Source organism: Micromonospora sp. R77 (assembly GCF_022747945.1).
Classification (GTDB): domain Bacteria; phylum Actinomycetota; class Actinomycetes; order Mycobacteriales; family Micromonosporaceae; genus Micromonospora.
This window is the reverse complement of record NZ_JALDST010000001.1, coordinates 1266499-1293464: the sequence shown is the minus strand read 5'-3', so window position 1 is coordinate 1293464 and position 26966 is coordinate 1266499. Positions and strand designations below refer to the sequence as shown.

Here is a 26966-nt window from a genome sequence, read left to right as displayed (position 1 = left end):
GCCGGCGCGATCGGCGCTGGCCGGGTTGGCGGCCCGCGCGGTGCACCGGCAGCACCGACGCCGGCCCGACCCCGGGACGCGCCCGGTCCCGCCCCGGCCGGCTGCCGTACCTTGGCCGCATGGGACGCCTCGCGGACTGGCGTCGGGTCGCGCGGACGCACCCGACGGTTGCCGACGCGCTGCTGGCCACGGTTCTCTTCGCGGTCAGCCTGCTGCCGGTGAACCCGCCCGGCGGGCCGCCCCGGGACCCGCTCAGCCTCGGCGCGGTGCTGCTCGTCCTGATCGGCTGCGCCGCGCTGGCGGTGCGCCGCCGGTACCCGCTGCCGGTGCTCGGTGCGACGCTCGCCGCCGTCGTGCTCGCCCTTCTCGGCCACCAGGCACGCGGCCCCTTCGTGCTCACGGTGGGGATCGCCGCGTACACCGTCGCCACCCGCACCGACCGGCGCACCGGCGTCGCGGCCGGTGCGGCGAGTGCCCTCCTGCTCGGCGCCGCGGGAGCGGCCACGCTCGACGTGTCGTGGTACGACCCGGCCGTGGTGGTGCTGCTGCTCTGGTTCGGTGTCGCGGTCGCCGTCGGCGACGCGGTGCGCAGCCGGCGGGCGTACGTGGCGGTGCTGGAGGAACGGGCCCGGCGGGCCGAGCAGACCCGGGAGGAGGAGGCCGGCCGTCGGGTCGCCGAGGAGCGGCTGCGCATCGCCCGGGAGCTGCACGACGTGGTCGCCCACCACATCGCGCTGATCAACGTGCAGGCCGGGGTGGCCGGGCACCTGCTGCGCGAGCAGCCCGACGCGGCGCAGGAGGCGCTCGGGCACGTCCGCTCGGCCAGCCGGACCGTCCTCGACGAGCTGGCCACCCTGCTGGGGGTGCTGCGGCGCGACGACGAGACCGACGCGCCGACCGAGCCGGCGCCCAGCCTCAACCGGCTCGACGCGCTGGTGGAGGGCTTCAGCACCGGGCAGCCGGTGCGCTGGACCGTCGCCGGGCAGCCCCGGCCGCTGCCGAGCGCCGTCGACGTGGCCGCGTACCGGATCATCCAGGAGTCGCTGACCAACGCGCACAAGCACGCGCCGGGTGCGGCCGTCGCGGTCCGCCTGCGCTACGACCCCGACGGCGTCACCATCGAGGTACGCGACGACGGCCCGCCCCGGCCGGCCGACGCCGCCGGCCCCGGTGCCGGGCTGGGACTGGTCGGCATGCGGGAGCGGGCCGAGACGGTGGGTGGCGCGTTCTCGGCCGGGCCGCGACCGGAGGGCGGCTGGCTGGTCCGGGCCGAGCTGCCCGCCCCCGAGGAGGAGGCCGCATGACCGTCCGGGTGCTGCTCGCCGACGACCAGAAGCTGCTGCGGGCCGGATTCCGGGTGCTCATCGACTCCGCGCCCGACCTGACCGTGGTCGGTGAGGCGGCCACCGGCCGGGAGGCCGTCGAACGGGCCCGCAGCCTCCGCGCCGACGTGGTGCTGATGGACATCCGGATGCCCGAGCTGGACGGGCTGGCCGCCACCGCCGAGATCACCGCCGACGAGGACCTGGCCGGCGTACGGGTGCTGATCCTGACCACCTTCGAGGTCGACGAGTACGTCTTCCAGGCGCTGCGCGCCGGGGCCAGCGGCTTCCTCGGCAAGGGGGTGGAACCGGCCGAGCTGCTCGACGCGATCCGTACCGTCGCGGCGGGGGAGGCGCTGCTGTCGCCGAAGGCCACCCGGGGGCTGATCGCCCGGTTCCTGGCCCAGCCGGAGCCGGACCCGCGGGCCACCCCGGAGCAGGTGCGGGTGCTCACCGAGCGGGAGCGTGAGGTGGTGACCCTGGTCGCCGCCGGACTGTCGAACGAGCAGATCGCCGAGCGGCTGGTGGTCTCCCCGCTGACCGCGAAGACGCACGTCAACCGGGCGATGATGAAGCTGGGCGCCCGGGACCGGGCCCAGCTCGTCGTCGTGGCGTACCAGAGCGGGTTGGTCCGGGTCGGCGAGCCCCCGGCGCGCTGACCCGGCCGCTCGGCGCGGACCGGCGGGTGGGCCGGCCGCGACGGCTGCGGTAGCGGGGGCGTGCGCGTACCGCGGGCGCGGTACGCGCAGGTGTCCGCGACCGGCCGACGCGGCGGGCCGGCTACGCGGGCCACCGTTGGGCCCATGATTGACGTGACGCACCTGAGCAAGCGCTACGGCGACCGGCTCGCCGTCGACGACCTGACCTTCCGGGTGAGGCCGGGGATCGTCACCGGCTTCCTGGGCCCGAACGGCGCCGGCAAGTCCACCACCATGCGGATGGTCCTCGGCCTGGACGCCCCGACCTCCGGCACGGTGACCGTCAACGGCCGCCGGTACGCCGACCACCCGGCCCCGCTGCGCGAGATCGGCGCGCTGCTGGAGGCGAAGGCGGTGCACACCGGTCGGTCGGCCCGTAACCACCTGCTCGCCATGGCGGCCACCCACGGCATCGGCCGCCGCCGGGTCGACGAGGTGATCGACCTGGTCGGCCTGCACGAGGTGGCCGGCAAGCGGGCCGGTGGCTTCTCCCTCGGCATGGGTCAGCGGCTCGGCATCGCCGCCGCGCTGCTCGGCGACCCGACGGTGGTGATGCTCGACGAGCCGGTCAACGGCCTCGACCCGGACGGCATCCGGTGGATCCGAGGGCTGCTGCGCGGGCTCGCCGCCGAGGGGCGGACGGTCTTCGTCTCGTCGCACCTGATGAGCGAGATGGCGCAGACCGCCGAGCACCTGATCGTGGTCGGTCGGGGCCGGCTGATCGCCGACGTCTCCCTGGCCGAGTTCACCCGGCAGGCGTCCCGGACAGGCGTCCGGGTCCGCTCGCCGCAGGCCGGGACGCTGCGTGAGCTGCTGGTCGGCGCGGACGTGACGGTCACCTCAAGCGAGCCGGGCCTGCTGGAGGTGACCGGGCTGAGCCGCGAGCAGATCGGCGACCGGGCCGCCGGGGCCGGTCTCACCCTGCACGAGCTGACCGCCACCGAGGCCTCCCTGGAGGAGGCGTTCATGACCATGACGCGGGACGCCGTCGAATACTCCGGTGACCTCGCCGGGCCCGTACCCGCCGGAAGGAGCACCCGATGACCGCCAGCACCGTTCCCGCCACCACCGTTCCCGCCGACGCGCGGGTCACCTGGTGGCGGGTGACGCGCGCCGAGTGGATCAAGTTCCGTTCGCTCCGCTCGTCGTTGATCATGCTGGCCGCCACGGTGGTCGTCTTCGTCGCCCTGGGGCTCGGCTTCTCGGCGTTCCTGTCCGACGCCACCATCGAGCCGGGCACCCCGGCACCGCCCGGCGGCCCGTCCTCGCTGGACCCGCTCGGCGCCAGCCTCGGCGGGGTCAACCTGGCCCAGTTGCTCATCGGCACGCTCGGCGTCCTGCTGGTGGCGGGGGAGTACTCCACCGGCATGATCCGCTCCTCGCTGGCCGCCGTGCCGAGGCGCTGGCCGGTGCTCGCCGGCAAGGTGGCCGTGCTGGCCGGCGTCTCGCTGGCCGTGCTGGTGCCGACCGTGCTGCTGACCTTCCTCGGCGGGCAGGCCGTCCTCGGCGACAAGGGCATCTCCCTCGGCGACGACGGGGTGCTGCGCGCGGTGCTCGGCACCGCCGGTTACCTGACCGGGGTCGGCGTGCTCGGGATGGCGCTGGGCGCGCTGCTGCGCAACACGGCCGGCGCGCTGACCAGCGTGGTGGCGCTGCTGCTGGTGATTCCCGGGGTGGTGTCGCTGCTGCCGGAGAGCTGGTCGGACACCATCTCGCCGTACCTGCCGTCGAACGCCGGGCAGGCGTTCATGTCGATCTCGTCCAGCCCGGACCTGCTCTCCCCGGGCGCGGGTCTGGCCGTCTTCGTCGGCTGGCTGGTGCTGCTCCTGGGCACCGCCACCGTGCTGCTCTCCCGCCGCGACGCCTGAGGCACGTCGCGGTCGGCAGGGCACACGACAGCGGGCCGGTCACCCGGAGGTGCCGGCCCGCTCGGTCGTACGGATCAGAGCGTGCTGTTGTTGGTGCCCGTGCCGGACGGCTTCGGCCGCGGGGTCGTCGTCGCCGACGAGCCGGTGGTCGAAGCGGTCGAGCCCGTGCTGGACGAGCCGGCCTTGGCGCCTACGGTGGCCGGGGTGCCGGCGAAGGGCTTGTCGGCCTCGGTCAGCTCCCGGCTGCCGTTGCCGGTGTTCAGCTTCTCGCCGAGCTTGGTCTGGCCCAGCTTGTCCTTGCCCTCGCTGTAGAGCCGGTTGGCCTGGGCCTGCGCGACCCCCGCCGCCTCCTGGACGGTCGGGTGGTCGAGCACCTTGCGGCCCCGGACCACCAGCTCCTCGTACTTCTCCCGACCGGCACGGGCGCCCAGGACGAATCCCGCAGCCAGCCCGCCAAGAAACATGATCTTTCCGCGCATGGCGGCTCCTCTCGTACCTGACGCGCTGCCGTTCCCGATCGGGAGCGGCCTACTCGCGCCTACGTTCTCTGTCGACGGCTAACTACCCATCCTGCTCCGCGCTCATGCCTCCCTGCGCCGAGATGACGAATTGTCCGTAATCGGGGGACGGAACAGACCGGTCGGCGATGCGGTAACCCCCTGGCGCGCCACCCCCCACCGTCCTGTACTCTTGTCCCGTCGCCACGGCGCGGAGAGATCCGCCGGTCGGGGCGGTGCACGATCCCCTGTAGCTCAATTGGCAGAGCAGCCGGCTGTTAACCGGCAGGTTATTGGTTCGAGTCCAATCGGGGGAGCTCAGCTCCACAGCGCGCCCGTCGGCCCCTGCCGGCGGGCGCTTCTCGTTGTGCCCGTCCGTCCTCGCCGGCCGTTTTCCGCCCGGAGTGTCCCCTCGCCCGGCAGGATGGTCGATGTCGACCTAGACTTCCCGCTGCGTCGATTGGTGCGTCGATTTCTCAGGGGTGGGTGAAGATGGCCGGAGGACGGGGCCGCTGGACTGCCACGCTGATCGCGGTGGCGATCGTGCTGGGCTGGCTGATCGTGGGCGGCATCGCGGGACCGTACTCGGGCAAGTTGGGCGACGTCGCCACCAACGACAACGCCTCCTTCCTGCCCGCCGACGCCGAGGCCACCCGCGCGCAGAACCTCTCCGCCGGCTTCGTGGAGAAGGAGACCACCCCCGCCCTCGTCGTCTACGAGCGCCGCTCCGGCATCACGCCCGCCGACCAGCAGCGGGTGCAGGCCGACGCCGCCCGGTTCGCCCAGGTGCCCGGGGTGGTCACCCCGCTGTCGCCGCCGATCGTCAGCCAGGACCGGCAGGCCGTGCAGGTCGTCGTCCCGATCGACAGCGCGGAGGGCGAACAGATCCGACAGGTCGTCGACCGGCTCCGCGAGATCGCCGGCAGCGACCGCGACGGACTCACCGTGGACGTGGCCGGACCGGCCGGGCTGCTCGCCGACCTGATCGAGGTCTTCACCGCCATCGACGGCCCGCTGCTGCTGGTCACCCTGGTCGTGGTGCTGATCATCCTGCTGATCGTCTACCGCAGCCCGGTGCTCTGGGTGTTCCCGCTGCTCGCCGCCGGCATGTCCTACTCGCTGGCGTCGGTCTTCGTCTACTTCCTGGCGAAGAACGACGTGATCAAGCTCAACGGGCAGGCGCAGGGCATCCTCACCGTGCTGGTCTTCGGCGCCGGCACCGACTACGCGCTGCTGCTGATCGCCCGTTACCGGGAGGAACTGCACCGGCACGAACGCCCCTGGGACGCCATGCGGACCGCCTGGAAGGGCGCCGCGCCGGCCATCGTCGCCTCCGGTGCCACCGTCATCGTCAGCCTGCTCTGCCTGCTGCTGTCCAGCCTCAACTCCAACCGGGCGCTCGGCCCGGTCGCCGCCGTCGGCATCGCCGCCACGCTGCTGGTGATGCTCACCTTCCTGCCCGCCCTGCTGGTCCTCGGCGGACGGTGGGCGTTCTGGCCGCGCCGGCCCCGCCACGACGAGGCCGACCCGCAGACCGAGCACGGCATCTGGAGCCGGATCGCCGCCTTCGTCGCCCGGCGGGCCCGGACCGTGTGGCTGGTCACCGCCGTCGGGCTGGCCGCCCTCGCCATCGGCGTCACCCAGCTCGGCGCCACCACCCTCGGCCAGTCCGACCTGTTCACCAACCGCACCGACTCGGTGGCCGGCCAGGAGGCGATCGCCCGGCACTACCCGGCCGGCACCGGCAGCCCGGCCACCATCTTCACCACCGAGCAGACCGCCCGGCAGGTCGCCCAGGTGGCTCAGCAGGTGCCCGGCGTCTCCTCCGTCCGTCCGCTCACCCCGCAGCAGGGCCAGGCCGGTCCGCCCGACCCCAACGCCCCGCCCAAGGTGGTCGACGGGCGGGTGCAGCTGCAGGCCACGCTCGCCGACCCGCCCGACAGCAACGGCGCCGAACGGACCATCCGTGACCTGCGTGAGGCCGTGCACAAGGTGCCCGGCTCCGAGTCGGTGGTCGGCGGGTTCAGCGCGATCAACGTGGACACCGCCGACGCCTCCACCCGGGACCGCAACGTCATCATCCCGGTGGTGCTGCTGGTCATCGCGGTCATCCTGGCGCTGCTGCTGCGTGCCCTGCTCGCCCCGCTGCTGCTCATCGCCACCGTGGTGCTGTCGTTCCTGGCCACGCTCGGCCTCTGCGCGCTGATCTTCAAGTACCTGCTGGACTTCCCCGGCGTCGACCAGTCGTTCCCGCTCTTCGCCTTCGTCTTCCTGGTCGCCCTCGGCATCGACTACAACATCTTCCTGATGAGCCGGGTGCGCGAGGAATCGGTGAAACGCGGCACCCGGGCCGGGGTGCTCGCCGGACTCGCCGTCACCGGCGGGGTCATCACCTCCGCCGGCATCGTGCTCGCCGCGACCTTCTCCGCGCTCGCCGTACTGCCGCTGGTGGTGCTGGTCGAGCTGGGCGTGGCGGTCGCCGTCGGGGTGCTGCTCGACACGATCATCGTCCGGTCGCTGCTGGTGCCCGCCCTGGCGTACGACATCGGGCCGAAGGTGTGGTGGCCCAGCCGGCTGTCCCGGACGACCCGCGACGGGGACCGGACCGGCGCGGAGGCCGACCGTGCTCGCTGAGACCGACGTGGTGATCGTCGGCGGCGGCCTGGCCGGCCTCGCCGCCGCCCGCCGGCTGCACCGCGCCGGCGTGCCCTGGCGGCTGCTGGAGGCCGGCGACCGGCTCGGCGGCCGGGTCGCCACCGACCAGGTCGACGGCTATCTGCTGGACCGCGGCTTCCAGGTGCTCAACACCGCCTACCCCCGGCTCGGCACCCTGCTCGACCTGGACATCCTCGACCTGGGTTTCTTCACCTCCGGCGTGCTGGTCCGCCGCGGCGACCGGCTCGACCGGCTGGTCAACCCGCTGCGCGAACCGGCCGGCGCGCCCCGCACCGCCGCCGCCCGGGTCGGCTCGCTGGCCGACCGGCTGCGCTTCGCCGCGCTCGCCACCGGCTGCGCCACCTGCCCGTCGGCCGGCTGCTCGACGCGAAGGAGACCACCAGCGAGGCCGCGCTGCGCCGGGCCGGCCTCTCCGACGCCATCATCGAGGAGCTGCTGCGCCCGTTCCTCTCCGGCGTCTTCATCGACCGCGAGCTGGAGACCTCCAGCCACGTGCTGGCGATGGTGCTGCGCTCCTTCGCCCGGGGCCGGATCGGCCTGCCCGCACAGGGCATGGCCGCGCTGCCGGCGGCCGTCGCCGCCCCGCTGCCCGCCGACCTGATCGACCTGGACACCCCGGTCGCCGAGGTCGCGCCGGGCCGGGTCCGCACCCAGGCCGGCGACCTCGCCTGCCGGGCCGTCGTGGTCGCCGTCGACCCGCCGGCCGCGGCCGACCTGCTGCCCCGGCTCTCCCGGGTACGCATGCACAGCTACACGACCTGGTACCACGCCACCGACACCCCGCCGCTGGCCGAGCCGATCCTGCTGGTCGACGGCGACCGGCGGGAAGTCGTCGCCAACACCGTCGTGCTCAGCAACGCCGCGCCGACGTACGCGCCGGCCGGGCGGCACCTGGTGGCCACCTCCGCGGTCGGACCCCAGGCCCCGCCCGAGCCGGCCGTCCGCCGCGAGCTGGCCCGCCTCTACGGACGGTCCACCGCGGACTGGACCCACCTGACCACCGTGACGATCCCGGACGCGCTGCCCGCCGCCCCGCCCCCGCAGGGACGGCTGCGCAAACCGGTCGCGCTCGGCGACGGGCTCTTCGTCGCCGGTGACCACCGCGACAGTCCGTCGATCCAGGGGGCGCTCGCCAGCGGCTGGCGCACCGCCGGCGCCGTCCTGGCGGCGCTGCGGTCCAGCTAGGGAGGGTGGCGTACCGGCTGGACGGGGGACCCGCACCCCACTGTTGATCACTTATGATCGCCGCCATGCCCGTACCCCTCCCGGCGATCGACTTCGACCCGGCCGCCGCGTTCCCCGAGGTCGACGACATGCGCGCCGCGCTCGCCGCGCGGGACTGGACCCGGGTACGGCAGCTGCTCGACCCCCGCGACTGGGCCGGCCGGTCGCTCCTGGCCGACGCCGCGGACGACGTCGACGGGGTCGGCGACTTCCTGCGCGCGGTGCTGGCCCACCGGCCCGGTGACACGGTCGCCGCCACCATGCTCGCCGCCCACCTGGTCGCCGAGGGCTGGAAGATCCGTACCAGCCTGCGCGCCGAACACGTCAGCCGCGAGCAGTTCGACCAGCTCCACGACCACCTGCGACGGGCCGAACAGATCCTCATCGACGTCTGCGCCCGCGAACCCGGCAACGTCCTCGCCTGGCAGGAGCGACTGACCACCGCGCGGGGCCTGCAACTGGGCCAGGCCGAGACCCGCCGCCGCTACGACCGGCTGGCCCGGTACGCGCCGCACGATCTACGCGGGCAGTCCAACCTGCTCCAGCAGCTCTGCCCCAAGTGGAGCGGCAGCTGGGACGCCGTCTTCACCTTCGCCCGGGAACGCATGCTGGCCGCCCCCGAGGGCGCGCAGAACGCCGTCCTGCTCGCCGACGCGCACTTCGAGCGGTACTTCGACTTCGACACCGAGGGGGAGCGGGCCGCGTACGTGCGGGACCCGCGGGTCGCCCAGGACATCTGGACCGCCGCGCAGCGCTCCGTGCTGCACCCGCACTTCCGGCACGAACCCGGCTGGGTGTCCACCCGCTCCGTCTTCGCCCTCTGGTTCGGGCTGCTCGACCAGTGGCCCGCCGCCGCCGCCCAGTTCGCCGCCCTGGGACACCTGGGCAGCGAATACCCCTGGTCCTACCTCAACGGGACCAGCACGCTCGACAAGTTCCGCGCCGAGGCGTACGCGAAGGGTGGCCCCCGATGATCCGCCGGCTCGACGTCGACGGCGTGCCCACGCTGCTCGCCCCCACCGCCGGGCCGATGCGGGCCGGCCTCACCTTCCGGGTCGGCATCGCCGACGAGACGCTGGCCCGCAGCGGCATCACCCACCTGCTGGAACACCTGGCCCTCGCCCCGCTCGGCCTGGCCGACCACCACTTCAACGGCGCCACCGCGCCGACCTTCACCTCCTTCTACATGCAGGGCTCCGAGTCGGACGTCGCCGGCTTCCTCGGCACCGTCTGCCGCACCATCCACGACCTGCCGATGGCCCGGCTGGAAGTGGAGAAGGAGATCCTGCGGACCGAGTGGTCCAGCCGGGGCAACTCGACCATCGGTGACATCCCGCTGTGGCGGCACGGCGCCCGCGACCACGGGCTGCCCAGCTATGCCGAGTTCGGGCTCAACGCGCTCACCGAGCACGACCTGCGCTGGTGGGCGGCGCAGTGGTTCACCCGGGAGAACGCCGTACTGTGGATCGCCGGCGACCGGGTGCCGGCCGGCCTGCGCCTGGCGCTGCCCAGCGGCGTACGCCGGCCCGTGCCGGCCGCGTCGTCGGCGCTGCCGCACACGCCCGCGTACTTCGTCAACGGCTCGCGGGCCGTGGTGCTGGACGCCGTCGTGCGGCGCCGCACCGCCGCGAGCGTCTTCGCCGGGGTGCTGGAACGCGAGCTCTACCGCACGCTGCGCCAGGAGGACGGCGTCTCCTACGCCATCAACACCGGCTACCAGCCGCGCGGCGACGGCCACGCCACCCTCCGCGCCCTCGCCGACGCGCTGCCGGAGAAGCAGGACGCCCTGCTCGGCGGCTTCGTCGACGTGCTGGCCAAGCTGCGGGTCGGCCGGATCGAACAGGCCGACCTGGACGCCGCGGTGGCCAAGCGGGAGGACTCGCTGGCCTCCGCCGAGGCGGACGCCGACCGGTTGCCCGGCTGCGCGCTGAACCTGCTCACCGGCGAGCGCAGCCTCACCGTCGACGAGCTGCGCGGCGAGCTGAAGGCCGTCACCCTCGCCGACCTGCACGAGGTCACCCGCGAGGTCACCGCCAGCGCGCTGCTCATGGTCCCCGAGGGGCACACCGCCGACTGGGCCGGCTTCGTCGAGGCACCCACCCGCTCCACCCACACCGTCACCGGCACCGCCTACCGGGAACGGCAGGGCGACGGCGAACTGCGGGTCGGCCTCGACGGGGTCAGCTACGTCGGCCCCGGCGGCCCGCTCACCGTCCGGTACGCCGAGTGCGCCGCCATGCTCGCCTGGCCCGACGGCGCCCGCCGGCTGATCGGCAACGACGCCATCGCCATGCACATCGAGCCCACCCTGTTCGACCTGCACCCCGGCGCCATCGGCGTCATCGACCAGCAGGTCGCCGCCGACCGGCGGGTGCCCATGCCGGCCCGCCCGCCGGAGAAGATCCCCCAGCCGTACGCGGGCGGCAACCGGCCCCGGCCGGCGCAGCGTCCCGAGCCGGTGAAGCGCGCCGGGTGGGAGATCCCGCTGATGGTGGTCAGCGGTCTCGCCGCCCTCGCCGTCGGTGGGCTCAGCCTGCTGCTGACCCTCGGCATGCTCCTTGCCGAGGAGTCGGACCCGGACGACGGCATGCTGTGGGGCATGGTCGTCTTCGGCTGGCTGCTCACTGTTATCCTCGCGTTGCCCATCGTGCTGGTGCGGCGGCGGAGGCGCTGAGAGACCGCCGTTCCGGTGGTGGTCGAAGATCGACCGGGCGGGTTACGATCCGGCGCGGTAGCGGGGCGGTAGCTCAGCGGGTTAGAGCAGGGGACTCATAATCCCTCGGTCGCGGGTTCGAGTCCCGCCCGCCCCACCAACGGCACGTGACCGGGAAATCCGGAATCCGTACCTCAAGCGGCGTCTTCGCTAGAGGGCGGGTCTTCCAGCGTGGGGTAGTCGGTGTAACCGTGGTGGTCACCACCGTAGAAGGTGGCCGGGTCCGGTTCGTTGAGCGGTGCGCTGGCGCGGAGGCGAGCGGGCAGGTCGGGGTTTGCCAGCGCCATCGTCCCGACGGTGATGATGTCAGCCAGTCCTGCGTCGAGATCGGCGACGCGGGCGTTGATGCCGGCACCCGCGCGATTGAGGAGCACGGCCGTCGGCCAGGCCCGGCGGAGTGCGCGCAGCAGTTCGTCGTCGCCGGCGTGCATCAGGTGCAGGTAGGCGAGGTTCAGCGGAGCCAGGGCAGCGATCAGCGTCGGGTACACCGCGTGGGTGTCGTTCTCCACGATGTCGTTGTACGGGTTGCCCGGCGAGAGGCGGATGCCCGTGCGCTCGGGACCGATCTCGTCGGCCACCGCCGACGCGACCTCGACTGCGAACCGGATCCGGTTGGAGATCGAGCCGCCGTACCGGTCGGCGCGGTAGTTGGTGTTGCCGGCGAGGAACTGGTGGACGAGGTAGCCGTTGGCGCCGTGGATCTCCACGCCGTCGAAGCCGGCGGCGATTGCCGCTGAGGCCGCGTGGCGGAACTCTCCGACGACCCCGGCGACCTCGTCGGTGTCCAGTGCCCGTGGGGTGGGCATGTCCTGCAGGCCGGATGCGGTGAACATCGCGCCCTTGGGCTGGAGGGCCGACGGCGCGACGGGCTGCCGGCCGTGCGGCGTGTTGTCGGGGTGGGAGATGCGACCGGTGTGCATGAGCTGGACGACGATGCGCCCGCCGGCGGCGTGCACCGCTTTGGTCACCTCCTGCCAGCCCGCGATGTGCGCCTCGGTGTAGATGCCCGGGGTCAGCAGGTAGCCCTGCCCGTCGGCGGAAGGCTGGGTGCCCTCGGTGATGATCAGGGCCATCGAGGCGCGCTGGCGGTAGTACTCGCGGTTGAGACCGGTGGGGACGCCGTCGGCCCGGGACCGGTCACGGGTCATCGGCGCCATGGCGAGACGGTGCGGGAGCTCGATGGATCCGACAGTGGTGGGAGTCCAGAGAGTGTTCATCAGAAGACCTCGGTTCTAGAGCGACGTGAGGACGCGGACGCGGTCGGCGATGGCGCGTCGAGCGACGTCGGACGCGAAAGCGATCGAGTCGAACTCGTGTGGGGCGCCGGGGTGCAGGTGAAACTCGACCGGGACGCCCGCGCGGCTGAGTTCGGCCGCGTACGCGAGGTCCTCGTCGCGGAAGACGTCGAGCTGGCCCACCTCGATGTAGGCCGGCGGCAGGCCGGTGGCGTCGTCGAGCCGGGCCGGAGCGGCGGTGGGCGGGACATCTGGTCCGCCGGCAGCCTCGCCGAGTAGCGCCGGCCACGCGGTACGGCTGTCGTCGTAGGACCACAACACGTACGGCTCGATGTAGGGATCGGCTGCGGTGGGGCGGTCATCGAGCATCGGCATGAGCAGCAGTTGGTGGGCGATCTTCGGGCCGCCACGCTCGCGGGTCAGGATCGTCAGCGCCGCCGCCATACCGCCGCCGGCGCTGTCGCCCATCACCCCGATCCGGTCGCGGTCCACGCCCAGTTCGGGAGCGTGATCGTGTAGCCAGCGCAGCGCGGTGTAGGCATCCTCGAGTGGCGTCGGAAACGGGAACTCGGGCGCGCGGCGGTACTCCACCGACAGCATCGGCACGCCGGAAGCCGACACGTAACGGGCGACCGGACCGTCGAACAGGTCGATGTGACCGAAGATGTATCCGCCGCCGTGGAAGAAGACCACGGCCGAGCCCGGCGTCACGCCGTCCTTGACGTACCAGCGCACCGTGATCTGCGCGCCATCGGCGGTGGTCACGGTGTGGTCGGTCATCGTGACATCGGCAGGAATGGGCTGGGCGTTGCTCGCGGCACCGATGATCGGTTCCCACCAGGCGCGACGCCCCTCGATGTCGCCCACCGCCGGTGGTGCGGCTTCGGCCATCGCCCCGGCCATCGGGGCCAGCGCCGCGGCGATCTCGGGATCCAAAGACAAAGACATGACTGTTTCTCCTGGGGGTGGGTCAGGTTCTGCCGGGATGTGTCAGGCGGTGGGGGCGAGGACGACGGTCTTGCCCAGCAGCTCGCCCGCGCCGGCTTGGGCGTGGAGTGCGGGCAGATCGGCCAGCGCCACCCGGTGGGCGACGTCGACGCGCAACTCACCGGTGCTGACGCGGGCGGCCAGGTCGGCGAGTTGGTCGGCGTCGCTGCGGACAAACAAGTCGATGCCACGCACGCTGCGCACCTCGTCGGAAGGGGCGGGCATCCAGACGGTGGTGTTGACGAGGGTGCCGCCGTCACGGATCAGCGTGACCAGCGCGGCCAGCTGCTCCGGGGTGACCGGCGCGAGGTTGAGTACGAGGTCGACCGGCTCGGTCACCGCCGCGGTCACGGCGGTGGTGGTGTGGTCGATCACCTCGTCGGCGCCGGCGGCCTTGACCCGCTCGGCGCTGCGCGGGCTGGCCGTCGCGATCACCTGGGCACGGACCTCCTTGGCCAGTTGCACCGCGTATCCGCCGACCGCCCCGCCGGCGCCGTTGATCAGCACCCGCTGACCGGCGGTCAGCTTGCCGTGGTCGAACAGCGCCTGCCACGCGGTCAAGCCCACCAGCGGGAACGCGGCCGAGTCGGCCAGCGGGATGTTCCTGGGTGCCCCCGTCAGAATCTCCGCCGGCGCGATCACGTACTCCGCGGCCGCCCCGGTCCCCGTCATCGGCAGGAACCCGACGACCCGGTCGCCGACCGCGATGTCGTCCACGTCGTCACCGAGCGCGTCGACCGTGCCGGCGACGTCGAGGCCGGGGGTGTGCGGGAGCTCGACCGGGATCGGGCCCTGCATGTAGCCCGCGCGGATGTTGCCGTCGACGCCGTTGAACGAGGTCGCGGCGACGCGGATCCGGACCTGACCGGTGCCGGGGGTGGGCTGCTCGACGTCCTCGTACCGCAGGACCTCGGGACCGCCGAACTCGTGGAAACGAACTGCCTTCATTGCTGAACCTGCTTTCGGTGAGTGCCGTCAGCGTGTTGCTGGTGACGTCACCCAACTTCGCAGGATTCAGCGCGGTTAACCTGGGCCGGGCTGGCCCACCTTGACGATGGTCGGTTCCCCGGCGCCGCCGACGATCTCCGCGAGCCGCGCCGCATCGGCCGAGCCCGGCGCCGCGGTGAGCATCAGAGCCGCCAAGTCGTCGCCCGGGATGGCGAGCATGCTGCCGACGAGCGTGACGGCGCCGCCGTCCGGATGAATGAACTCCGCACTGCTCTCGTAGGCCGCCACCGGTCGCGGCGCGCGCCACAAGGTGTCGAACAGGCGGCTTCGGCTCCGCATCTCGTCCACCAGCGCGGCAAGCGACGCGTCGGCGGGGTAGCGCAACAGCGCGCTCTTCAGTTGGGCGGCGAGGATCGCCTCATGATCGGTCGCGTCCGCCGCGGACTGCTTGAAGCCGTTGAAGGGATCACAGAACGTACGCCAGGCGATGTTCCACTCCCACGGGTCCCCGGTGAGATCCCAGTGCCCCAGGGCCATGAACGCACTGTTCACGGCGACGAGATTCATCGCCGCGTCGGAGACGAACATCGGAGTGTCCGTGAACCGCTCCAGCAGCCGCATCGCACCCGGACCGACGTCGTTCGGCACCTGCCCGTCCGCGGCGGCGTACCCGGCCAGCGCGCAGAGCCGCTCGTACTCCGCCCGCCCGATCCGTAACGCACGGGCGATGGCGTTCACCACCCCGGCCGACGGATGGCTGCGCCCTTGCTCCAATCGGCGTACGTAGTCCGCGGACATCCCCGCGAGCTCGCCGAGCTCCTCCCGCCGCAACCCTTGCACCCGCCGACGGCCGATCGTCAGCCCGACAGCCGTTGGCGCCGTGCTCTCCCGCAACTGGCGCACCGCGGCACCGAACTCGTGATGTTCCACCGCCCGATTGTGCCCGGACAGCCCGGACAGCGGCCCCTGGCGGGCGGCCCTGGTGTTCATCACCACGGCCAGCGGGCCGGGCTCCCACCACGGGGCCCGGCCCGTTGCTGTGCGCGGGAACAGACCGGACCGGCCTGCGGGCGCGCCGGAACGAGCGTGCCTGATCACACCTTGAGGACGTCCACGTCGTACAGCGCCATCGACGCGTCGCGGGTGGCCAGGGTCAGACTCTCGGTGATCGCCTGTGCCACGAGCATGCGGTCGAAGGGATCACGGTGGTGGGGCGGCAGGCGGCCGGCGGCGATGGCGTGGACATGGGTGACCGGAAGTTCCCGGAAGCCCATCTCCCTTACCCGCTCGGCGAGGTCCGGGGGCCCGGCAAGCTTCCCTGCACTCTGTTTGATGGTGATCTCCCACAGGCTGACCGGGGAAAGGAAGATGTCCGGGTCGTGGCGTAGCTGATCGAGGAACTCGGTGCCGAGGGTCGCATCACCAGTGATGGCCCAGAGCGCGACGTGGGTGTCCAGCAGCAGGGTCATGCGCCGATGCCGAAGTCAGCGGCGATCTCGGCGTTGGTCTCGGGGGAGTCCCAATCGCCGGAGAGGTCCAGTTGCCCGGCGAGGGAGCCGACTGCGGTGCGGTTGGCCCGCCGCACGAGCGGCACCACCTTCGCCACCGGGGTGCCCGCCCGGTCGATGATGATCTCTTCGCCGCGTTCCACTCGCTCGATGATGCGCGACAGGTGGGTCTTGGCGTCATGCATGTTGTAGTGCACGGCTTCAGCCGACATCATCCGACCTCCTTGTTTAGCTAACAGCTTAGCCAACTCGGCCCGCTGTCGTCACCGATGCCTCCGATGAGCTGGGCAAACTCATCGGCAGCGGATCGCCGGCGATCGTGACGGTGCCGTTCGCACGGACCCACCACGTTCAGCCGCGTCCCGGGCCGTCGTGCCGGGCTTCGGCGATCAGGTGGTAGAAGCGGGCGATCAGCGGATAGGGCATCCGGTCGGACAGCGCCAGCTCCAGGCGGAGCAGGGCGTCGAAGAACTCGGGATCCTGCTTGCGCTCGTTGTCGCGTACGTAGTCGTTGACCGCCCGGATGCCGTAGTGCCCGACCAGCCGGCAGTCGCTGTCGGTCAGCCACTGCGCCACCCGCTCGGCCGGCCAGTGCCGCACGGTGATGCCGAACGTGCGACCCATCGCCTCGTCCGCGTCCAGGGCGGCCAGCGCCGCCGCCGGGTCCAGGTCGCGGGTCGCCCGGAACAGCGGCTCCGAGGCCGGGTTGATCGCCATCACCGAGACCGACCCACCGAGACGGACGGCGCGGCGCGCGGTGGCGATCATGGCGGCCGGATCGGACAGGTACTGGATCAGGTTGTGGCAGAGCACCACGTCGTACGCGTCACCGCCGAGGTGGGCGGGCGTCGCGGTCACGTCGGCCTCGACGAGGCGTACGCGATCGGCGAGCCCGGCCTCGGCGAAGCGCGAGCGGGCGGCGGCCAGCATGCCGGGGGTGTTATCGACGATCGTGACGTGATGTCCCAGTCCGGCCAGCCGGACGGCGTCGGCGCCGTCGCCACCGGCCAGGTCGAGGATCCGCGCCGGTGCGGCGGGTAGGTGTCGGGCCAGGTTCGCCTCGGCCTGCGCGTACCGCAGGCGGCCCCACGGCGCTTCCTGCCAGTCACGCCAGGCGTCCAGGCCGGGCTCGAAGGTGGGGTCCGGAGGGTTCGACATCCGGCGAGGCTAGCTGATCTTGGTGCGCCGGTGCGGCCTCGGGCGTCGCCTGCTGGCCGGCCAGCCGGATCCTCTGCTGATCCGCAGGCGGTCAGCCCTTGTCGCTCGTCGACATCGAGCCGATGCTGTAGCCGTGGCCCCAGCGAGCAGACGTCGACCGGTCCACCGTGAACAGGCCGACCGCCTCACCCTGGTCGACCGATGGCAGCACTTCGTCCTGCACCAGCCGGTCCTCGTGCGTCCCGGCGAGACCATCTGGGTCGAGGACGGCCACCTGCTGGTGCAGCGGGCCGCCGGGGTGGTGGCCACTTTTCCCGGCAGCGTGAACCGCTGAACGCCCGGCGAGGAAGCAGCAGTCGGACGCCGGGTGGGGCACGGTCCGAGGACCGGACACGAGCAGGGCGGTGGGAGTGATGTCGAAGTACCGCTGGCACGAACAGGGGTTCATCACCGAGGTCGCGGCCCACCGGGGTGCCCTGCTGGAGGGCGGCGCCGGGTCCCGGTGGCGGCTCCGTGGCGGCCCGCCGGGCCTGAGCTGGTCGGTGACGCTGACCCCGGCCTCCGGCGAGGATCCGGCGGAGATCCGCTGGCGCTGCGCCGACCTGCGGGCCGACGCCGACGACGCGACCCGGCAACTGGTGGTGAGTCGTGCGGTCGAGGAGAGCGCAGCCGGCCTCGGCGACGTCGAGGGCGGTGCGGTCGGGTTCCTGCTGGCCGGGGCGTTCATGGCGTGGAGCGGGTTCCGCAACCGGCGGGCCGGCGGACGGACGGCAGCCGCTCCGGCCGGCGCGATCCCGCCCGGCGTCCTCGGCCCCGACTGGACGGTGCGCGATCCGCGCGGGGTGCTCGACCCGGGCCTCGCCCCCTGGTTCAACAGGTGGCCCACCGCGTGGTGGGGGCCGGGCGACGAGCGTCCCGCCCGGCTGGGATCGGTCTGGCTGCACCAGGACGGCCTGGACCTGCGGGCCCAGGGCTGGTGGTGTTCGGCACCGGCGCTGGACCAGCTCATCGGCCTGGGCGTTGAGATCGCCGGTCGGCTGCGCCGGGCCGGGTGCTGAACCACGGGCCCCGCTGCCGGCCGGCACTGCGCCTATGGCTACTCCTCCAGCGGCCAGACCTCGACCACGCCGTGCGCGACGGCGCAGGGCGTACGCGACACGATCTCGACCGCCTCGGCCAGCGTCGCGGCCTCGATGACGGCGAACCCGGCCAGGGGGAGCGCGGAGGAGAGGAAAGGTCCGTCCTGCGTGGTCACGCCGGCCGCGTCGTGGTTACGGACCTGCACGGGTCGGCCGGCGCGGCCCATCTCGACCCCGTCCCGGCGTAGCCGGTCGTCATGCGCGTGCGCCGCGTCCCGCACGCTCGCCTCGGTACGCTCGTAGCCGGCCTGGTCGCCGTACCCGATGGTCACGAACTTCGCCACGGCACACTCCTCACGCTGGGAACGGCCACCGCCGTTCGGCTGACCAATCATCGCCGCCCGAACCGTCGCCCGCAGCCGAAGTGGAGCGCCGGGCATCCGTGCTGAGCGCGGGGCAGCGGCTATCGCGTGGCGAAGCCGGTCAGGATGACGTCGATGGCGCGATCGAGCACCGCCGGGGAGACCGGCGCCGCCGCGGTGGTCTGCGCCAGGCCCCGGATCAGCAGGTAGATCTCCTCGACGTCGACGTCCGCCCGGACCGCTCCGGCGGCCTGGGCGCGCCGGAGCGCCGTGGCGACGGCGGCCTTCAGCTCGCCCGCCACGGTCACGACGGCCGGTGGCGGCTCGCCCAGCATCGAGGCCAGGGTCAGTTTGCTCGCGCCGCGTTCGATCATGTCGCGGACCAGCGCGGAGAACGCCGTCGCCGGGTCCGGCGCGGCGGTTGCGGTCCGGGTCTGGTCGAGCAGGCCGGTGAAGTGCCGCACCAGCGCGGCCTCGATCAGCGCCTCCTTGGTCGGGAAGTGCCGGAAGACGGTGGCGATGCCGACCCCGGCCAGCCGCGCCACCTCCTCGGTGGAGCCGGCCTCGCCCTGGGCGCCGAAGACCCGGTCAGCGGCCGCGAGGATGCGCTCACGGTTCTCCCGAGCATCCTGACGCATGACGCCACTTTAACCGGAGCCTGCACTTCGATACGCTAAACGGAGTCCAGACTTCGTTAGGAGCTGCCCATGCGTACGCCCGAGGAGACCGCTCGTGCCGTGACCGCCGGCGTCTGCCGTCTGATGCGCGGCGGACTCACCGCTGCGGAGGAGGCGGCACAGCTCGACGGGCTGGCCGCCTGCTACGCCGAACGCACCGACGTGCGCCACCCGTTCCACCCGCTGGGCGACACACCGCTGCGCAGCCGGGCGAGCCTGCGGGAGCACTTCGCCGCCGGCGGGCCGCCGGCCGGGGTGGAGAGCTTCGACGTCGTCGACGACCGTGTGCACGCCACAGCGGACCCCGAAGTGGTGATCTTCGAGTTCCGGTACGCCGGCGTGATCGACGGCCGGGCCTTCAGTCTGCCCTGCATCTTCGTGGTCCGGGTCCGGGACGGCGAGATCGTCGAGTCCCGGGACTACGCCGACCACGTCGCCGCCGCCCGCGCGTTCGGCCGCCTGCCGGCCCTGGCCGCCGCGCTGAGCCCGGCTCCGGACATGTCCTGACCGTCGAACGTGGTACGGGCGGGCCCGGTGTGGCACCGAGCCCGCCCGTACCCGAATCTCATCCTGACCGCCGTGCCGACGCCTACCGATCGAGCGTAGGACCGACGGACGTCAGGACCGTCAGCGTTGCAGCGTCAGCACCGCCGGCCGCCACGGCAGCAGGTTGTAGTCGCCGCCCGCCGTCGGGTTCTTGCCCTGGTAGAGGAACTGCAGGTTGCACGCGTCGATGGTCTTGGTCTGGTCGGGGTTGGTGCGGACCAGGTCACCGTGGCTGATGTCGTTGGTCCAGGTGGCGCCGCTGTTGGCCTTGCCGGCGAAGGGGTTGCTCTCGCTGGCGGCCTGCGGCGTCCACGAGCCGCTGAGGCTGTTGGAGGTGAAGGAGCGGAAGTAGCGCCCCTGGCTCCCGATCGCCTCGACGATCATCAGGTACTGGTTCTGGCCCTGGACCTTGTAGACCTCGACCGCCTCGAACAGGTTGTTGGTCGAGTCACTCATGACCGTCGTGTAGCTCGAGCCGAAGCTACCCGGGAAGTTCCCGATCGGCATGCTCGACCGGTAGATCTTGCCGTTGTCCCCGGCGAAGAACAGGTACATGTTCTGGTCGTCGCCGATGAGGGTCTGGTCGATCACGCCGTACGGGGCGTCGGGGAGGCTCGCGGTGGAGAGCGTCTGTGCCGCGGACCAGCCGTTGGCATTGGTCGGGTCGCTGGAGGTCTTGTAGCTGAACGAGGTCGGGCCCCACTGGTACGCCAGCACCCAGATGTTCTTCGGGGCGAAGTAGAACAGCGTGGGCGCCACGGTGCCCTGGCTCATCCCGGTCTGGGGGGCCGAGGCCATGTCGGACCAGTTGGTGAACAGGCTGAAGTTCATCGAGCCGTACGAGCCGCTGCTGTTGACGTTCGAGCCGTAGACCAGGTGCTTGCCGTTGTAGACCACGTTGGTGAAGTCCTTGAGCGAGACCCAGCCGTTCTGCGGGTTCGCCAGCGCGCCCGTCGAGGTCCACCGGTAGGTGGACGGGAGCGTGCAGGAGCCGCCGGTCGGGGTGGGCGTCGGGGTGGAGCCGGCGATGGGCTCGAGGTGGAACTGCTGGTTGGCCTGCCCGCTGCAGTCGTAGATCTGCACCTGCTGGCCGTTGGCGGTGCCCCACACGTCGAGGCAGCGGCCGGACTGGACGCCGGTGATGGTGCCGTTGGCGTTGACGTTCCACTGCTGGTTCACCTGGCCGTTGCAGTCCCAGATGATCACGGCGGTGCCGTTGGCGGTGCCCTGGCCGCTGGCGTCCAGGCACTTGTTGCCGTACACCGTCAGTTGCTTGTTGGCGGTGTACGTCCACTGCTGGTTGGTCAGGCCGTGGCAGTCGTACAGCTGCACCCGGGTGCCGTTGGTCTGCGAGGAGTTGGGCACGTCGATGCACCGGCCCGACTGGTTGCCGACGATCCTGTTGGCGCCGCCGGACGGCGGCGGCGTGGTCGGCGTCGCGGTCGGCGTCGCCGTGCCGGTCGGCGCGGGGCCGGCGGCGTTGAGGGCGTTGAGGACCGAGGTGTACGCGGGCTTCTTGTTGCCCCCGCCGTCGAAGAGCAGCGGGCTCTCGCCGGAACGCCACGAGTCGCTGTCGCGGACGCCCCAGACGGTGATGCCGATGCAGCGCGGGACGTTCACGCAGGCCTGGGTCAGCCCGGCGTACTGGGTGGTCGAGGCGTTGGTGACGTCGACCTCGGTCAACGCGACGTCGACCCCCAGCGCGGCGAAGCTGGACAGCGTGGTCTGGAAGTTGCCGGGCAGCGAGCTGCCGCCGGTGAAGTGGGTCTGCAGGCCGACGCAGTCGATGGGTACGCCGCGGGACTTGAAGTCCTGGATCATGCGGTAGACGCCCTGCGTCTTGGCGTACGTCCAGTTCTCGATGTTGTAGTCGTTGTAGCAGAGCTTGACGCCCGGGTCGGCCGTCCGGGCGGTACGGAAGGCCACCTCGATCCAGTCGTTGCCGGTGGCCTGGAGGTTGGACTGGCGGCGGCTGCCGTCCTCGTTGAACGCCTCGTTGACCACGTCCCAGGCGGCGAGCTTGCCCCTGTAGTGGCCCATCACGCCGTTGATGTGGTTGATCATCGCGCTGCGCAGCGCGCTGCCGCCCAGGCTCTGCATCCACCCCGGCTGCTGGGAGTGCCAGGCCAGGGTGTGCCCCCGCACCTTCATCCCGCGGCTGGTGGCCCAGTTGTAGATCTGGTCCCCGGCGGAGAAGTTGAAGACGTTCTGCTGCGGCTCGGTCGCGTCCGGCTTCATCTCGTTCTCGGCCGTGACCATGTTGAACTCGCGCGCCGCGATGGTGCTGTACGTGGAGTCACCCAACCGACCCGCCGCGATGGCGGTACCGAAGTACCGGCCCGACTGCGCGGCTGCGGCGCCCAGGGTGGTGGCGGCCTGGGCCAGGGTGGGTACCACCAGCGCCGCGCCGGCCACGACCAGCGCGCTGGCGGCTCCGGCGAGCACCAGCCGGAAGCCGCCCCGCCTCGGTAGACGTTTCATGACACTCCTTCTCCTGTCTCCTGCGTCGAACGACGATGCGCAGGGTCGGGGGGAGAAGCGGGCGTGCCTGCGTGCCGACCGCTGCCCTGGGACGGTGCACGCGCTGCGGTGCCTCTTCTCGCCGCGTCCTGCCTTCGACTGGCCGGGATCGGTTGCCGCGGCCACCCTTCGCGCCACCAATCCGAAACTTTCGAAAACTTTACCGATAAGTTTCACTGGGACGATACTCGTGGCAGGATAATCGGTCAACGTCGATGAGGCCGCTCTCTGTGGCTGCTCTCTGACTGTCGGTCCGCTCTGCGTGTCGGGGCGTCACGCCACATATCGATACGGGCAGGGGTTGCGCCGGGCGAGCGACAGTCGGATGGGGAGCCCCCGGGCCGGCAGGGTTTCAGCGGACCGGAAGATCAGACTTCGGTATGAACTCCGAAAGTTTCAGGTTCGCTGGCCCCGCAGGCGAACCAGCGCAAGGTCACTGGCCGCCGGTCGGGTTTCTGAACTTTGTTGGCCGGCTGTCCGGCCGGTTCCGCCAACCGCCGGAACCGGCTGCGGTCGAAGCGTCACTAGCGGAAGCTACCGTCCCACTCCGCGATCGTTAGAGCCAGCAGGCCCTGGTCCAGACCCACCAGTAGGGTGTCGCCGACAGTGCAGCAAGTGAGCGCCGGATGGTAGACCGGGATGGTCCGTACCAATCGTCCGCTCACCAGGTCCCAGAGCCGTACCGTACGGTCCCGGCTCGTCGAGGCGAGCAGGGTCCGGGGCCCGCTCCTCACCAGGCTCAGTCCGGTGACCGGCCCCCGGTGCCCGATGAACCACCGAACCGGCTGACCCTGCTCGGCGTCCCACATCCGGATCGCGTGGTCCGCGCTGGCCGACACCACCGCCGGCCGGCCGGCCACCGTGACACCGCAAAGGGCGGTCACCGCGTCCTGGTGGCCGTGCTGGGTCCAGAGTGGGGTGTCGCCACCGACCCACAGCATCACCGTGCCGCTCTTGTCCGCGGAGGCGAGCGCTTCGAAGCCGGAGCAGGCGACCGTGGCCAGTGCGGTCACCCAGGCGCGGGTCACGTGCCCGAGCAGGACCTGTCGTACGACGCCGGTGTGTGGGTCCCACACCCGGATGACCTGGTCGTCGCCGGCCGACGCGATCAGGGTCTCCCCGTGGACGATGATGGGGCAGACCGCCGCGACCGGGGCGTAGTGGCCGAGCATCTGCCGCACCGGGTAGCCGTCCCGGGCGTCCCACGTCTGGACCACATCGGTGTCGCCGGTGGTGAGCACCAGCGACTCCTCGGCGTCAGCGATCGCGCACATCGCGCTCACGCAGCCGTCCGTCTTGAACTCCACCGGCAGTCGCGCGCCGGTGTCGACGTCCCAGAACCGTACCTGACCATCGGCGCCGCCCGAGGCCACCGTCGGCTGCTCGCCGGGGACCCGGCAGAGCGCGTCCACCGGTCCAAACCTGTCGTGCTCGGCGACCGTGTCCGGTTGGCCGCCGGCCGGGTCCCACAACCGCACCGTGCCGTCGTCTCCCGCGGTGGCAAGCATCCGGCCCGCCGACGTCCGCAGTTCGCACACCGCACGGATCCAGGCCGCGTGCCCCCGCAGGCTCGGCCGGATCGCCCAGCTCGGCACCTCCCACAGCCGGATCAGCCCGTCCTCGCCGGTGGAGGCCAACAGGCAACCGTCGCCGACGTCGACCGTGCAGAGATCGGTTATCGGACCACCGGTCTCCAGGCTCCGGACCGGTCGGCCGGTCAGCGGGTCCCAGAGCCGGACGGTGCCGTCGTAACCCGCCGAGGCGAGCAGCATGCCGTCGGGTGTACGGACCGCACAGAGAGTGGTGACCCAGCCCACGTGACCGGTAAGGGTCAGCGCGGGTCGACCCGTGGCGGTGGGCTCCCAGATGTGGATCACGCCGTCGTAACCGGTGGAAGCCAGCAGGTGGCGGCCGCCGGCCGGCACGTACGTCACGGCCGTGACCCAACCGGCGTGCGCGATCAACTCGTACTGCTGGGTGCCGGTGACCGGGTCCCACACCCGTACCCTGCGGTCGTCGCCCGCCGAGGCGAGCAGGTCGCCGGTCGGCAGTGGAATGGCGCAGACGTTGCGTACCCAGTCGTGGTGTCCTCGCAGCTCGTGCCGTCGGTGGCCGGTCTGTGGATCCCACAGCCCGACCGTGCCGTCGTGGCTGGCGGTGGCGATCAGCACCTTGCCGGCGCCGGTACGCACCGCGCACACGCTGCGGATCGTGTCGTCGTGGCAGGTGAAGACCTGCTCGGCCTGATTGGTCAACGGGTCCCAGAGCCGGACGGTACCGTCGTCACCGGCGGAGGCGAGCAACCGGCGGCCGTCGATCTCGACGGCGGCGACGTCGTAGACGGCCTGCGAGTGCCCGTCGAGCACGCTGCGTTCCTGCCGCGGCGGGGAGTGCGCCCACCGGGCCCGGTACGGTGCGGCGTCCGCCACGATCCCGCTGTGCAGGCCGTCGAGGCGGTCGACGACCGAGAAGAGTGCGGCTCGTTCGGCCGGTTCTGCCGACACCGCCAGCGGCGTACGTTGCAGCAGCCGGGCCCTGGCCAGCGGCAGGGGCGCCATCGGTGCCGGTGTCGAGTCCACCACGGTGAGCAGCCGGTCCAGGTGCGCGTGCCGCAGGTAGTCCTCATCGACGAGCAGCCGCTCGACGAGCCCGGCCCGGGCGGCGTGCTGCGGAAGCGACCGCAGCAGGTAGTCGGGGGCGTCGGCCCAACCGGCGGCGGCGACCGGCTCGGTCCAGGCCGACACCAGCCGGTGCTGGTCGTCCCGGCGCGATGATCGTACGTCCCGGTCCGCCAGCAACGCGTCGTTGAGGGCCTGGTGGAACAACCGGTACGCCGGCTGCGCGCCGCCGCCCGTCTCGACCAGGAAGTTCGCCGCCGAGGTCCGTGCGAAGCCGCCGAGTTCGGCCTCGGTCACCGTCCCGCCCAGGGCCGTCACCGCGGCGTGCCACAGACCCAGCGGCAGACCCGGTGTCTCGGCGTACGCCAGAGCGGTTAGCGCCAGCCGGGCGGAGGTCGAGCCGGCCGCCGGCAACCCGGCGAGGTACGCGTCCAGTGCGTGCGCCACGGTGGCGGTGAACGACACCAGGGCCGGATCGACCGGCTCGATGTCCCGCAGCGCGTGCGCCCGCGCGACGAGACCGGCGACGAGGAAGTTCCCCTTCGCCAACGCGGCGATGCGCCGGGCGAGCGGCGCGGCGCTCCGGGGATCGGTGTACGGGTTGGTCGGGCGCTCGGCGCCGAGCAGCTGCAAGGTCGCCTGGGCATAGTTGACGAGATCGGACTCGGCGAAGTATTCGGGCGTGTCCAGATCGATCAGCTCGGCGTCCGCGCCGAAGCAGGCGATCAGGTCGCCGCGATCGTCGGAACGTCGGGTGCCGACCACGACCCGGACCCCGTACCGGCCGCAATCTCGGGCCAAAGGCAGCAGGATGTCGGTGATGACGCTTCGCGCCTGGCCGGGGTCGGCGGCCTCGTCCAGCGCGTCGATGATCAGCGCGAAGCGGGTGGGCCGTCGCTCCAGTCGCTCGCGTACGGCCGGCATCAGGTCGGCCGGTGCGGCAGGCAGGTCGACGGCGACGGCGCGGGCGATCTCCGTCGCCACCTCGATGGCGGTCTTGCCCTTGGCATGCACGGCACACGAGACCGAGCCGACGGTGGCCCGTACGGCGACGTCATCGTCCGGCAGGGTCGCCCGAATTTGCCGGTCGGCGGTGGTCACGATCCGGCCGAGGGCCGCGGACTTGCCCACACCGGGGGATCCGGTGACGATCAGTGGCCGGGTGACCGGTGCCGTCCCGTCGATCCAGTCCACGATTTGCTGGAGTGCGGTGGTCCGGCCGCGGAACCGAGCCCCGCCCTCGGTGTCGACCGCCACGCCCCGGGCGCGGGGCAACCAGTGGCGCCCGGCCTCACCGTCGGTGCTCAGCGTCCAACCCCAGGCAGAGAGGGCGGTGTCGTCGGCGTCCTCAACCCGCCACGCGGAGAGCATCCTCAGCTTCATCTCGGGGAGTTGCTCGTCGGCGTAGTGGAGGGTCACCGCCTGCCCCTTGCCCTGCCCGTCGGCGGTGACGACGACACCGACCACAGCCTGGTATTCCGGCGACCAGACCGCACCGCCGCTGAAGCCCTTGCTCAGCGTGCCGCCGGTACCGCTGTCGATCATGACGCGTCCCCAGCCGCCGATGTCGGTGAGGGTGCCGGTGGCCGACGTGCCGCCGTCAACCGCGGCCGGATAGCCGTACGCCCAGACGGGGCGGCCGAGCAGCGGCCCGGGCTCCAGGCAGCGCAGTCGGGCCGGTGCGACCGTCGCCGGCACCGGCTCGACGAGTTCCAGCACGACCAGGTCGACGTGCGCGGCCCGCATCCCGTTGTGCAGGCACTGCCGGATCTTGCGCCGATCGAAGTACTTGACCTTGGGGGCCCGCGGAAAGGCGACCGAGAGGTCGTCGTGCAGGGTGCCGTCAGCGGCGAACGCCACGTGGTGGCAGGTGAGGATCAGGCTCGTGTCGATGACCACGCCGGTGCCGACCGGTGCGTGCTGGTTACCCCGATGGAGTGCGACCGCCCAGGGGCTGTCGTCAGGAGCTGAGGTCACCGGCCGTCCCGTCCGTCAACGCCCCTGCCTCGTGTCGCGCTCGTCCGAGCCGGCGGCGTTCCAGTGCAGCGTGACCTCAAAGTTGGCCTCGGCGGTCGCCTTGGCCACCACCCAGCTCGCGGTCCCGGTGGCTTTGACCCCGAACTTCACCTCGACGGCGTCCGGGGCGACCGTCTTCACCTCTTCGAGCAGTTCCTTCGCGGCAGCCACCACAGGCGCGGCGGACTCCCGTACCCAGCCGGCGACGTCGCCGACCCCGGCGGGCTGGAAACCGGCGGGCGGTTCCACCTCGATCAGCGCGACCGTCTGTTCGTCGACCTGGTAACGGACCACCTCGGGCTGCACGGTCGCCT

At 72.1% G+C, this 26966-nt stretch carries 23 protein-coding genes, 3 tRNA genes and 1 pseudogene; 13 read left to right on the top strand and 14 right to left on the bottom strand.

Annotated features, from left to right (window positions below; genetic code table 11):
- The first annotated feature begins 119 nt into the window (after positions 1-119).
- The 4 genes from MRQ36_RS05770 to MRQ36_RS05755 all read left to right on the top strand — a co-directional run bounded on the left by MRQ36_RS05770 (position 120) and on the right by MRQ36_RS05755 (position 3888).
- A complete protein-coding gene (locus MRQ36_RS05770) occupies positions 120-1304 on the top strand; it encodes a sensor histidine kinase (RefSeq protein WP_242793505.1) in 1185 nt (394 codons plus the stop codon).
- On the top strand, positions 1301-1981 hold the full coding sequence (locus MRQ36_RS05765) for a response regulator transcription factor (protein ID WP_242800857.1): 681 nt from the start codon (positions 1301-1303) through the stop codon (positions 1979-1981). The genes MRQ36_RS05770 and MRQ36_RS05765 overlap by 4 nt, the downstream gene beginning before the upstream one ends.
- 144 nt (positions 1982-2125) lie before the next feature.
- Positions 2126-3064 (top strand): ATP-binding cassette domain-containing protein, encoded by a 939-nt coding sequence (locus MRQ36_RS05760; RefSeq protein WP_242793503.1) that lies wholly within the window; start codon positions 2126-2128, stop codon positions 3062-3064.
- Positions 3061-3888 carry an ABC transporter permease gene (locus tag MRQ36_RS05755; protein ID WP_242793501.1) on the top strand — a complete coding sequence of 276 codons (828 nt, stop codon included), beginning with the start codon at positions 3061-3063 and terminating at the stop codon, positions 3886-3888. Before MRQ36_RS05760 ends, MRQ36_RS05755 begins: the two co-directional genes overlap by 4 nt.
- A 74-nt stretch (positions 3889-3962) precedes the next feature.
- On the opposite strand, the gene MRQ36_RS05750 is transcribed toward MRQ36_RS05755, so the two are convergent.
- A complete protein-coding gene (locus MRQ36_RS05750; protein ID WP_242793499.1) occupies positions 3963-4367 on the bottom strand; it encodes a hypothetical protein in 405 nt (134 codons plus the stop codon).
- Positions 4368-4629: 262 nt separating this feature from the next.
- Between MRQ36_RS05750 and MRQ36_RS05745 the strand changes: the two genes are divergently transcribed.
- The 7 genes and pseudogenes from MRQ36_RS05745 (at position 4630) to MRQ36_RS05715 (ending at position 11098) form a co-directional block, all read left to right on the top strand.
- Positions 4630-4702, top strand: a tRNA-Asn gene (locus tag MRQ36_RS05745).
- A gap of 175 nt (positions 4703-4877) precedes the next feature.
- Complete coding sequence (locus tag MRQ36_RS05740; protein WP_242793497.1) at positions 4878-7019, top strand: MMPL family transporter; 2142 nt, start codon at positions 4878-4880, stop codon at positions 7017-7019.
- Positions 7009-8246, top strand: a pseudogene (locus tag MRQ36_RS05735) (FAD-dependent oxidoreductase). Before MRQ36_RS05740 ends, MRQ36_RS05735 begins: the two are co-directional and overlap by 11 nt.
- A 65-nt stretch (positions 8247-8311) precedes the next feature.
- A complete protein-coding gene (locus MRQ36_RS05730) occupies positions 8312-9259 on the top strand; it encodes a hypothetical protein (protein WP_242793495.1) in 948 nt (315 codons plus the stop codon).
- Between the two features lie 454 nt (positions 9260-9713).
- Positions 9714-9785, top strand: a tRNA-OTHER gene (locus MRQ36_RS05725).
- Entirely contained in the window at positions 9766-10959 is a 1194-nt protein-coding gene (locus tag MRQ36_RS05720; protein WP_242793493.1) for a hypothetical protein, read from the top strand. Before MRQ36_RS05725 ends, MRQ36_RS05720 begins: the two co-directional genes overlap by 20 nt.
- Before the next feature lie 62 nt (positions 10960-11021).
- Positions 11022-11098 (top strand) — tRNA-Ile (locus MRQ36_RS05715).
- A 34-nt stretch (positions 11099-11132) separates the two neighbouring features.
- Here the strand turns inward: MRQ36_RS05715 and MRQ36_RS05710 are convergent.
- The 8 genes from MRQ36_RS05710 to MRQ36_RS33175 all read right to left on the bottom strand — a co-directional run bounded on the left by MRQ36_RS05710 (position 11133) and on the right by MRQ36_RS33175 (position 17057).
- Entirely contained in the window at positions 11133-12215 is a 1083-nt protein-coding gene (locus tag MRQ36_RS05710; protein ID WP_278187438.1) for an alkene reductase, read from the bottom strand.
- A gap of 15 nt (positions 12216-12230) precedes the next feature.
- Positions 12231-13169, bottom strand: a complete 939-nt coding sequence (locus MRQ36_RS05705) for an alpha/beta hydrolase (RefSeq protein ID WP_242793489.1) — start codon at positions 13167-13169, stop codon at positions 12231-12233.
- 54 nt (positions 13170-13223) lie between these two features.
- Positions 13224-14168 (bottom strand): NADP-dependent oxidoreductase, encoded by a 945-nt coding sequence (locus MRQ36_RS05700; RefSeq protein ID WP_242793487.1) that lies wholly within the window; start codon positions 14166-14168, stop codon positions 13224-13226.
- Between the two features lie 75 nt (positions 14169-14243).
- Entirely contained in the window at positions 14244-15098 is an 855-nt protein-coding gene (locus MRQ36_RS05695) for a helix-turn-helix domain-containing protein (protein WP_242793479.1), read from the bottom strand.
- Between the two features lie 164 nt (positions 15099-15262).
- Positions 15263-15637, bottom strand: coding sequence for a type II toxin-antitoxin system VapC family toxin (locus tag MRQ36_RS05690; protein WP_242793477.1), 375 nt, complete (start codon positions 15635-15637; stop codon positions 15263-15265).
- The gene (locus MRQ36_RS05685) at positions 15634-15888 is read right to left on the bottom strand and encodes a type II toxin-antitoxin system Phd/YefM family antitoxin (protein WP_242800855.1); all 255 of its coding nucleotides are present in this window, start codon (positions 15886-15888) and stop codon (positions 15634-15636) included. The genes MRQ36_RS05690 and MRQ36_RS05685 overlap by 4 nt, the downstream gene beginning before the upstream one ends.
- Before the next feature lie 139 nt (positions 15889-16027).
- Positions 16028-16834: a class I SAM-dependent methyltransferase gene (locus tag MRQ36_RS05680; protein ID WP_242793474.1), complete on the bottom strand. Its 807-nt coding sequence runs from the start codon at positions 16832-16834 to the stop codon at positions 16028-16030.
- A gap of 91 nt (positions 16835-16925) precedes the next feature.
- Positions 16926-17057 carry a hypothetical protein gene (locus tag MRQ36_RS33175; RefSeq protein WP_278187437.1) on the bottom strand — a complete coding sequence of 44 codons (132 nt, stop codon included), beginning with the start codon at positions 17055-17057 and terminating at the stop codon, positions 16926-16928.
- Between the two features lie 190 nt (positions 17058-17247).
- Between MRQ36_RS33175 and MRQ36_RS05675 the strand changes: the two genes are divergently transcribed.
- Positions 17248-17892 carry a hypothetical protein gene (locus MRQ36_RS05675; protein WP_242793472.1) on the top strand — a complete coding sequence of 215 codons (645 nt, stop codon included), beginning with the start codon at positions 17248-17250 and terminating at the stop codon, positions 17890-17892.
- Positions 17893-17930: 38 nt separating this feature from the next.
- Here MRQ36_RS05675 and MRQ36_RS05670 read toward each other — a convergent pair whose 3' ends face one another.
- Positions 17931-18257: a YciI family protein gene (locus MRQ36_RS05670; RefSeq protein WP_242793470.1), complete on the bottom strand. Its 327-nt coding sequence runs from the start codon at positions 18255-18257 to the stop codon at positions 17931-17933.
- 119 nt (positions 18258-18376) lie between these two features.
- Complete coding sequence (locus MRQ36_RS05665) at positions 18377-18913, bottom strand: TetR/AcrR family transcriptional regulator (protein ID WP_242793468.1); 537 nt, start codon at positions 18911-18913, stop codon at positions 18377-18379.
- Between the two features lie 69 nt (positions 18914-18982).
- Here MRQ36_RS05665 and MRQ36_RS05660 point away from each other — a divergent pair, with 69 nt between their 5' ends.
- Positions 18983-19459, top strand: a complete 477-nt coding sequence (locus tag MRQ36_RS05660; RefSeq protein ID WP_242793466.1) for a nuclear transport factor 2 family protein — start codon at positions 18983-18985, stop codon at positions 19457-19459.
- Positions 19460-19579: 120 nt separating this feature from the next.
- On the opposite strand, the gene MRQ36_RS05655 is transcribed toward MRQ36_RS05660, so the two are convergent.
- The 3 genes from MRQ36_RS05655 to MRQ36_RS05645 form a co-directional block, all read right to left on the bottom strand.
- Entirely contained in the window at positions 19580-21979 is a 2400-nt protein-coding gene (locus MRQ36_RS05655; protein WP_242793464.1) for a non-reducing end alpha-L-arabinofuranosidase family hydrolase, read from the bottom strand.
- A gap of 563 nt (positions 21980-22542) precedes the next feature.
- Positions 22543-26613, bottom strand: coding sequence for a trypsin-like peptidase domain-containing protein (locus MRQ36_RS05650; RefSeq protein WP_242793462.1), 4071 nt, complete (start codon positions 26611-26613; stop codon positions 22543-22545).
- A gap of 15 nt (positions 26614-26628) precedes the next feature.
- Complete coding sequence (locus MRQ36_RS05645) at positions 26629-26958, bottom strand: CU044_2847 family protein (RefSeq protein ID WP_242793460.1); 330 nt, start codon at positions 26956-26958, stop codon at positions 26629-26631.
- Between the last annotated feature and the right edge of the window lie 8 nt (positions 26959-26966).

Excerpts from the sequence above, each read along its gene's own strand:
- MRQ36_RS05680 (WP_242793474.1), bottom strand. The coding sequence starts at position 16,834 with ATGTCGAACCCTCCGGACCCCACCTTCGAGCCCGGCCTGGACGCCTGG.
- MRQ36_RS05730 (WP_242793495.1), top strand. The coding sequence starts at position 8,312 with ATGCCCGTACCCCTCCCGGCGATCGACTTCGACCCGGCCGCCGCGTTC.
- MRQ36_RS05765 (WP_242800857.1), top strand. The coding sequence starts at position 1,301 with ATGACCGTCCGGGTGCTGCTCGCCGACGACCAGAAGCTGCTGCGGGCC.
- MRQ36_RS05685 (WP_242800855.1), bottom strand. The coding sequence starts at position 15,888 with ATGTCGGCTGAAGCCGTGCACTACAACATGCATGACGCCAAGACCCAC.
- MRQ36_RS05660 (WP_242793466.1), top strand. The coding sequence starts at position 18,983 with ATGCGTACGCCCGAGGAGACCGCTCGTGCCGTGACCGCCGGCGTCTGC.
- MRQ36_RS05755 (WP_242793501.1), top strand. The coding sequence starts at position 3,061 with ATGACCGCCAGCACCGTTCCCGCCACCACCGTTCCCGCCGACGCGCGG.
- MRQ36_RS05665 (WP_242793468.1), bottom strand. The coding sequence starts at position 18,913 with ATGCGTCAGGATGCTCGGGAGAACCGTGAGCGCATCCTCGCGGCCGCT.
- MRQ36_RS05700 (WP_242793487.1), bottom strand. The coding sequence starts at position 14,168 with ATGAAGGCAGTTCGTTTCCACGAGTTCGGCGGTCCCGAGGTCCTGCGG.
- MRQ36_RS05710 (WP_278187438.1), bottom strand. The coding sequence starts at position 12,215 with ATGAACACTCTCTGGACTCCCACCACTGTCGGATCCATCGAGCTCCCG.
- MRQ36_RS05750 (WP_242793499.1), bottom strand. The coding sequence starts at position 4,367 with ATGCGCGGAAAGATCATGTTTCTTGGCGGGCTGGCTGCGGGATTCGTC.
- MRQ36_RS05740 (WP_242793497.1), top strand. The coding sequence starts at position 4,878 with ATGGCCGGAGGACGGGGCCGCTGGACTGCCACGCTGATCGCGGTGGCG.
- MRQ36_RS05770 (WP_242793505.1), top strand. The coding sequence starts at position 120 with ATGGGACGCCTCGCGGACTGGCGTCGGGTCGCGCGGACGCACCCGACG.
- MRQ36_RS05675 (WP_242793472.1), top strand. The coding sequence starts at position 17,248 with ATGTCGAAGTACCGCTGGCACGAACAGGGGTTCATCACCGAGGTCGCG.
- MRQ36_RS05690 (WP_242793477.1), bottom strand. The coding sequence starts at position 15,637 with ATGACCCTGCTGCTGGACACCCACGTCGCGCTCTGGGCCATCACTGGT.
- MRQ36_RS05760 (WP_242793503.1), top strand. The coding sequence starts at position 2,126 with ATGATTGACGTGACGCACCTGAGCAAGCGCTACGGCGACCGGCTCGCC.
- MRQ36_RS05655 (WP_242793464.1), bottom strand. The coding sequence starts at position 21,979 with ATGAAACGTCTACCGAGGCGGGGCGGCTTCCGGCTGGTGCTCGCCGGA.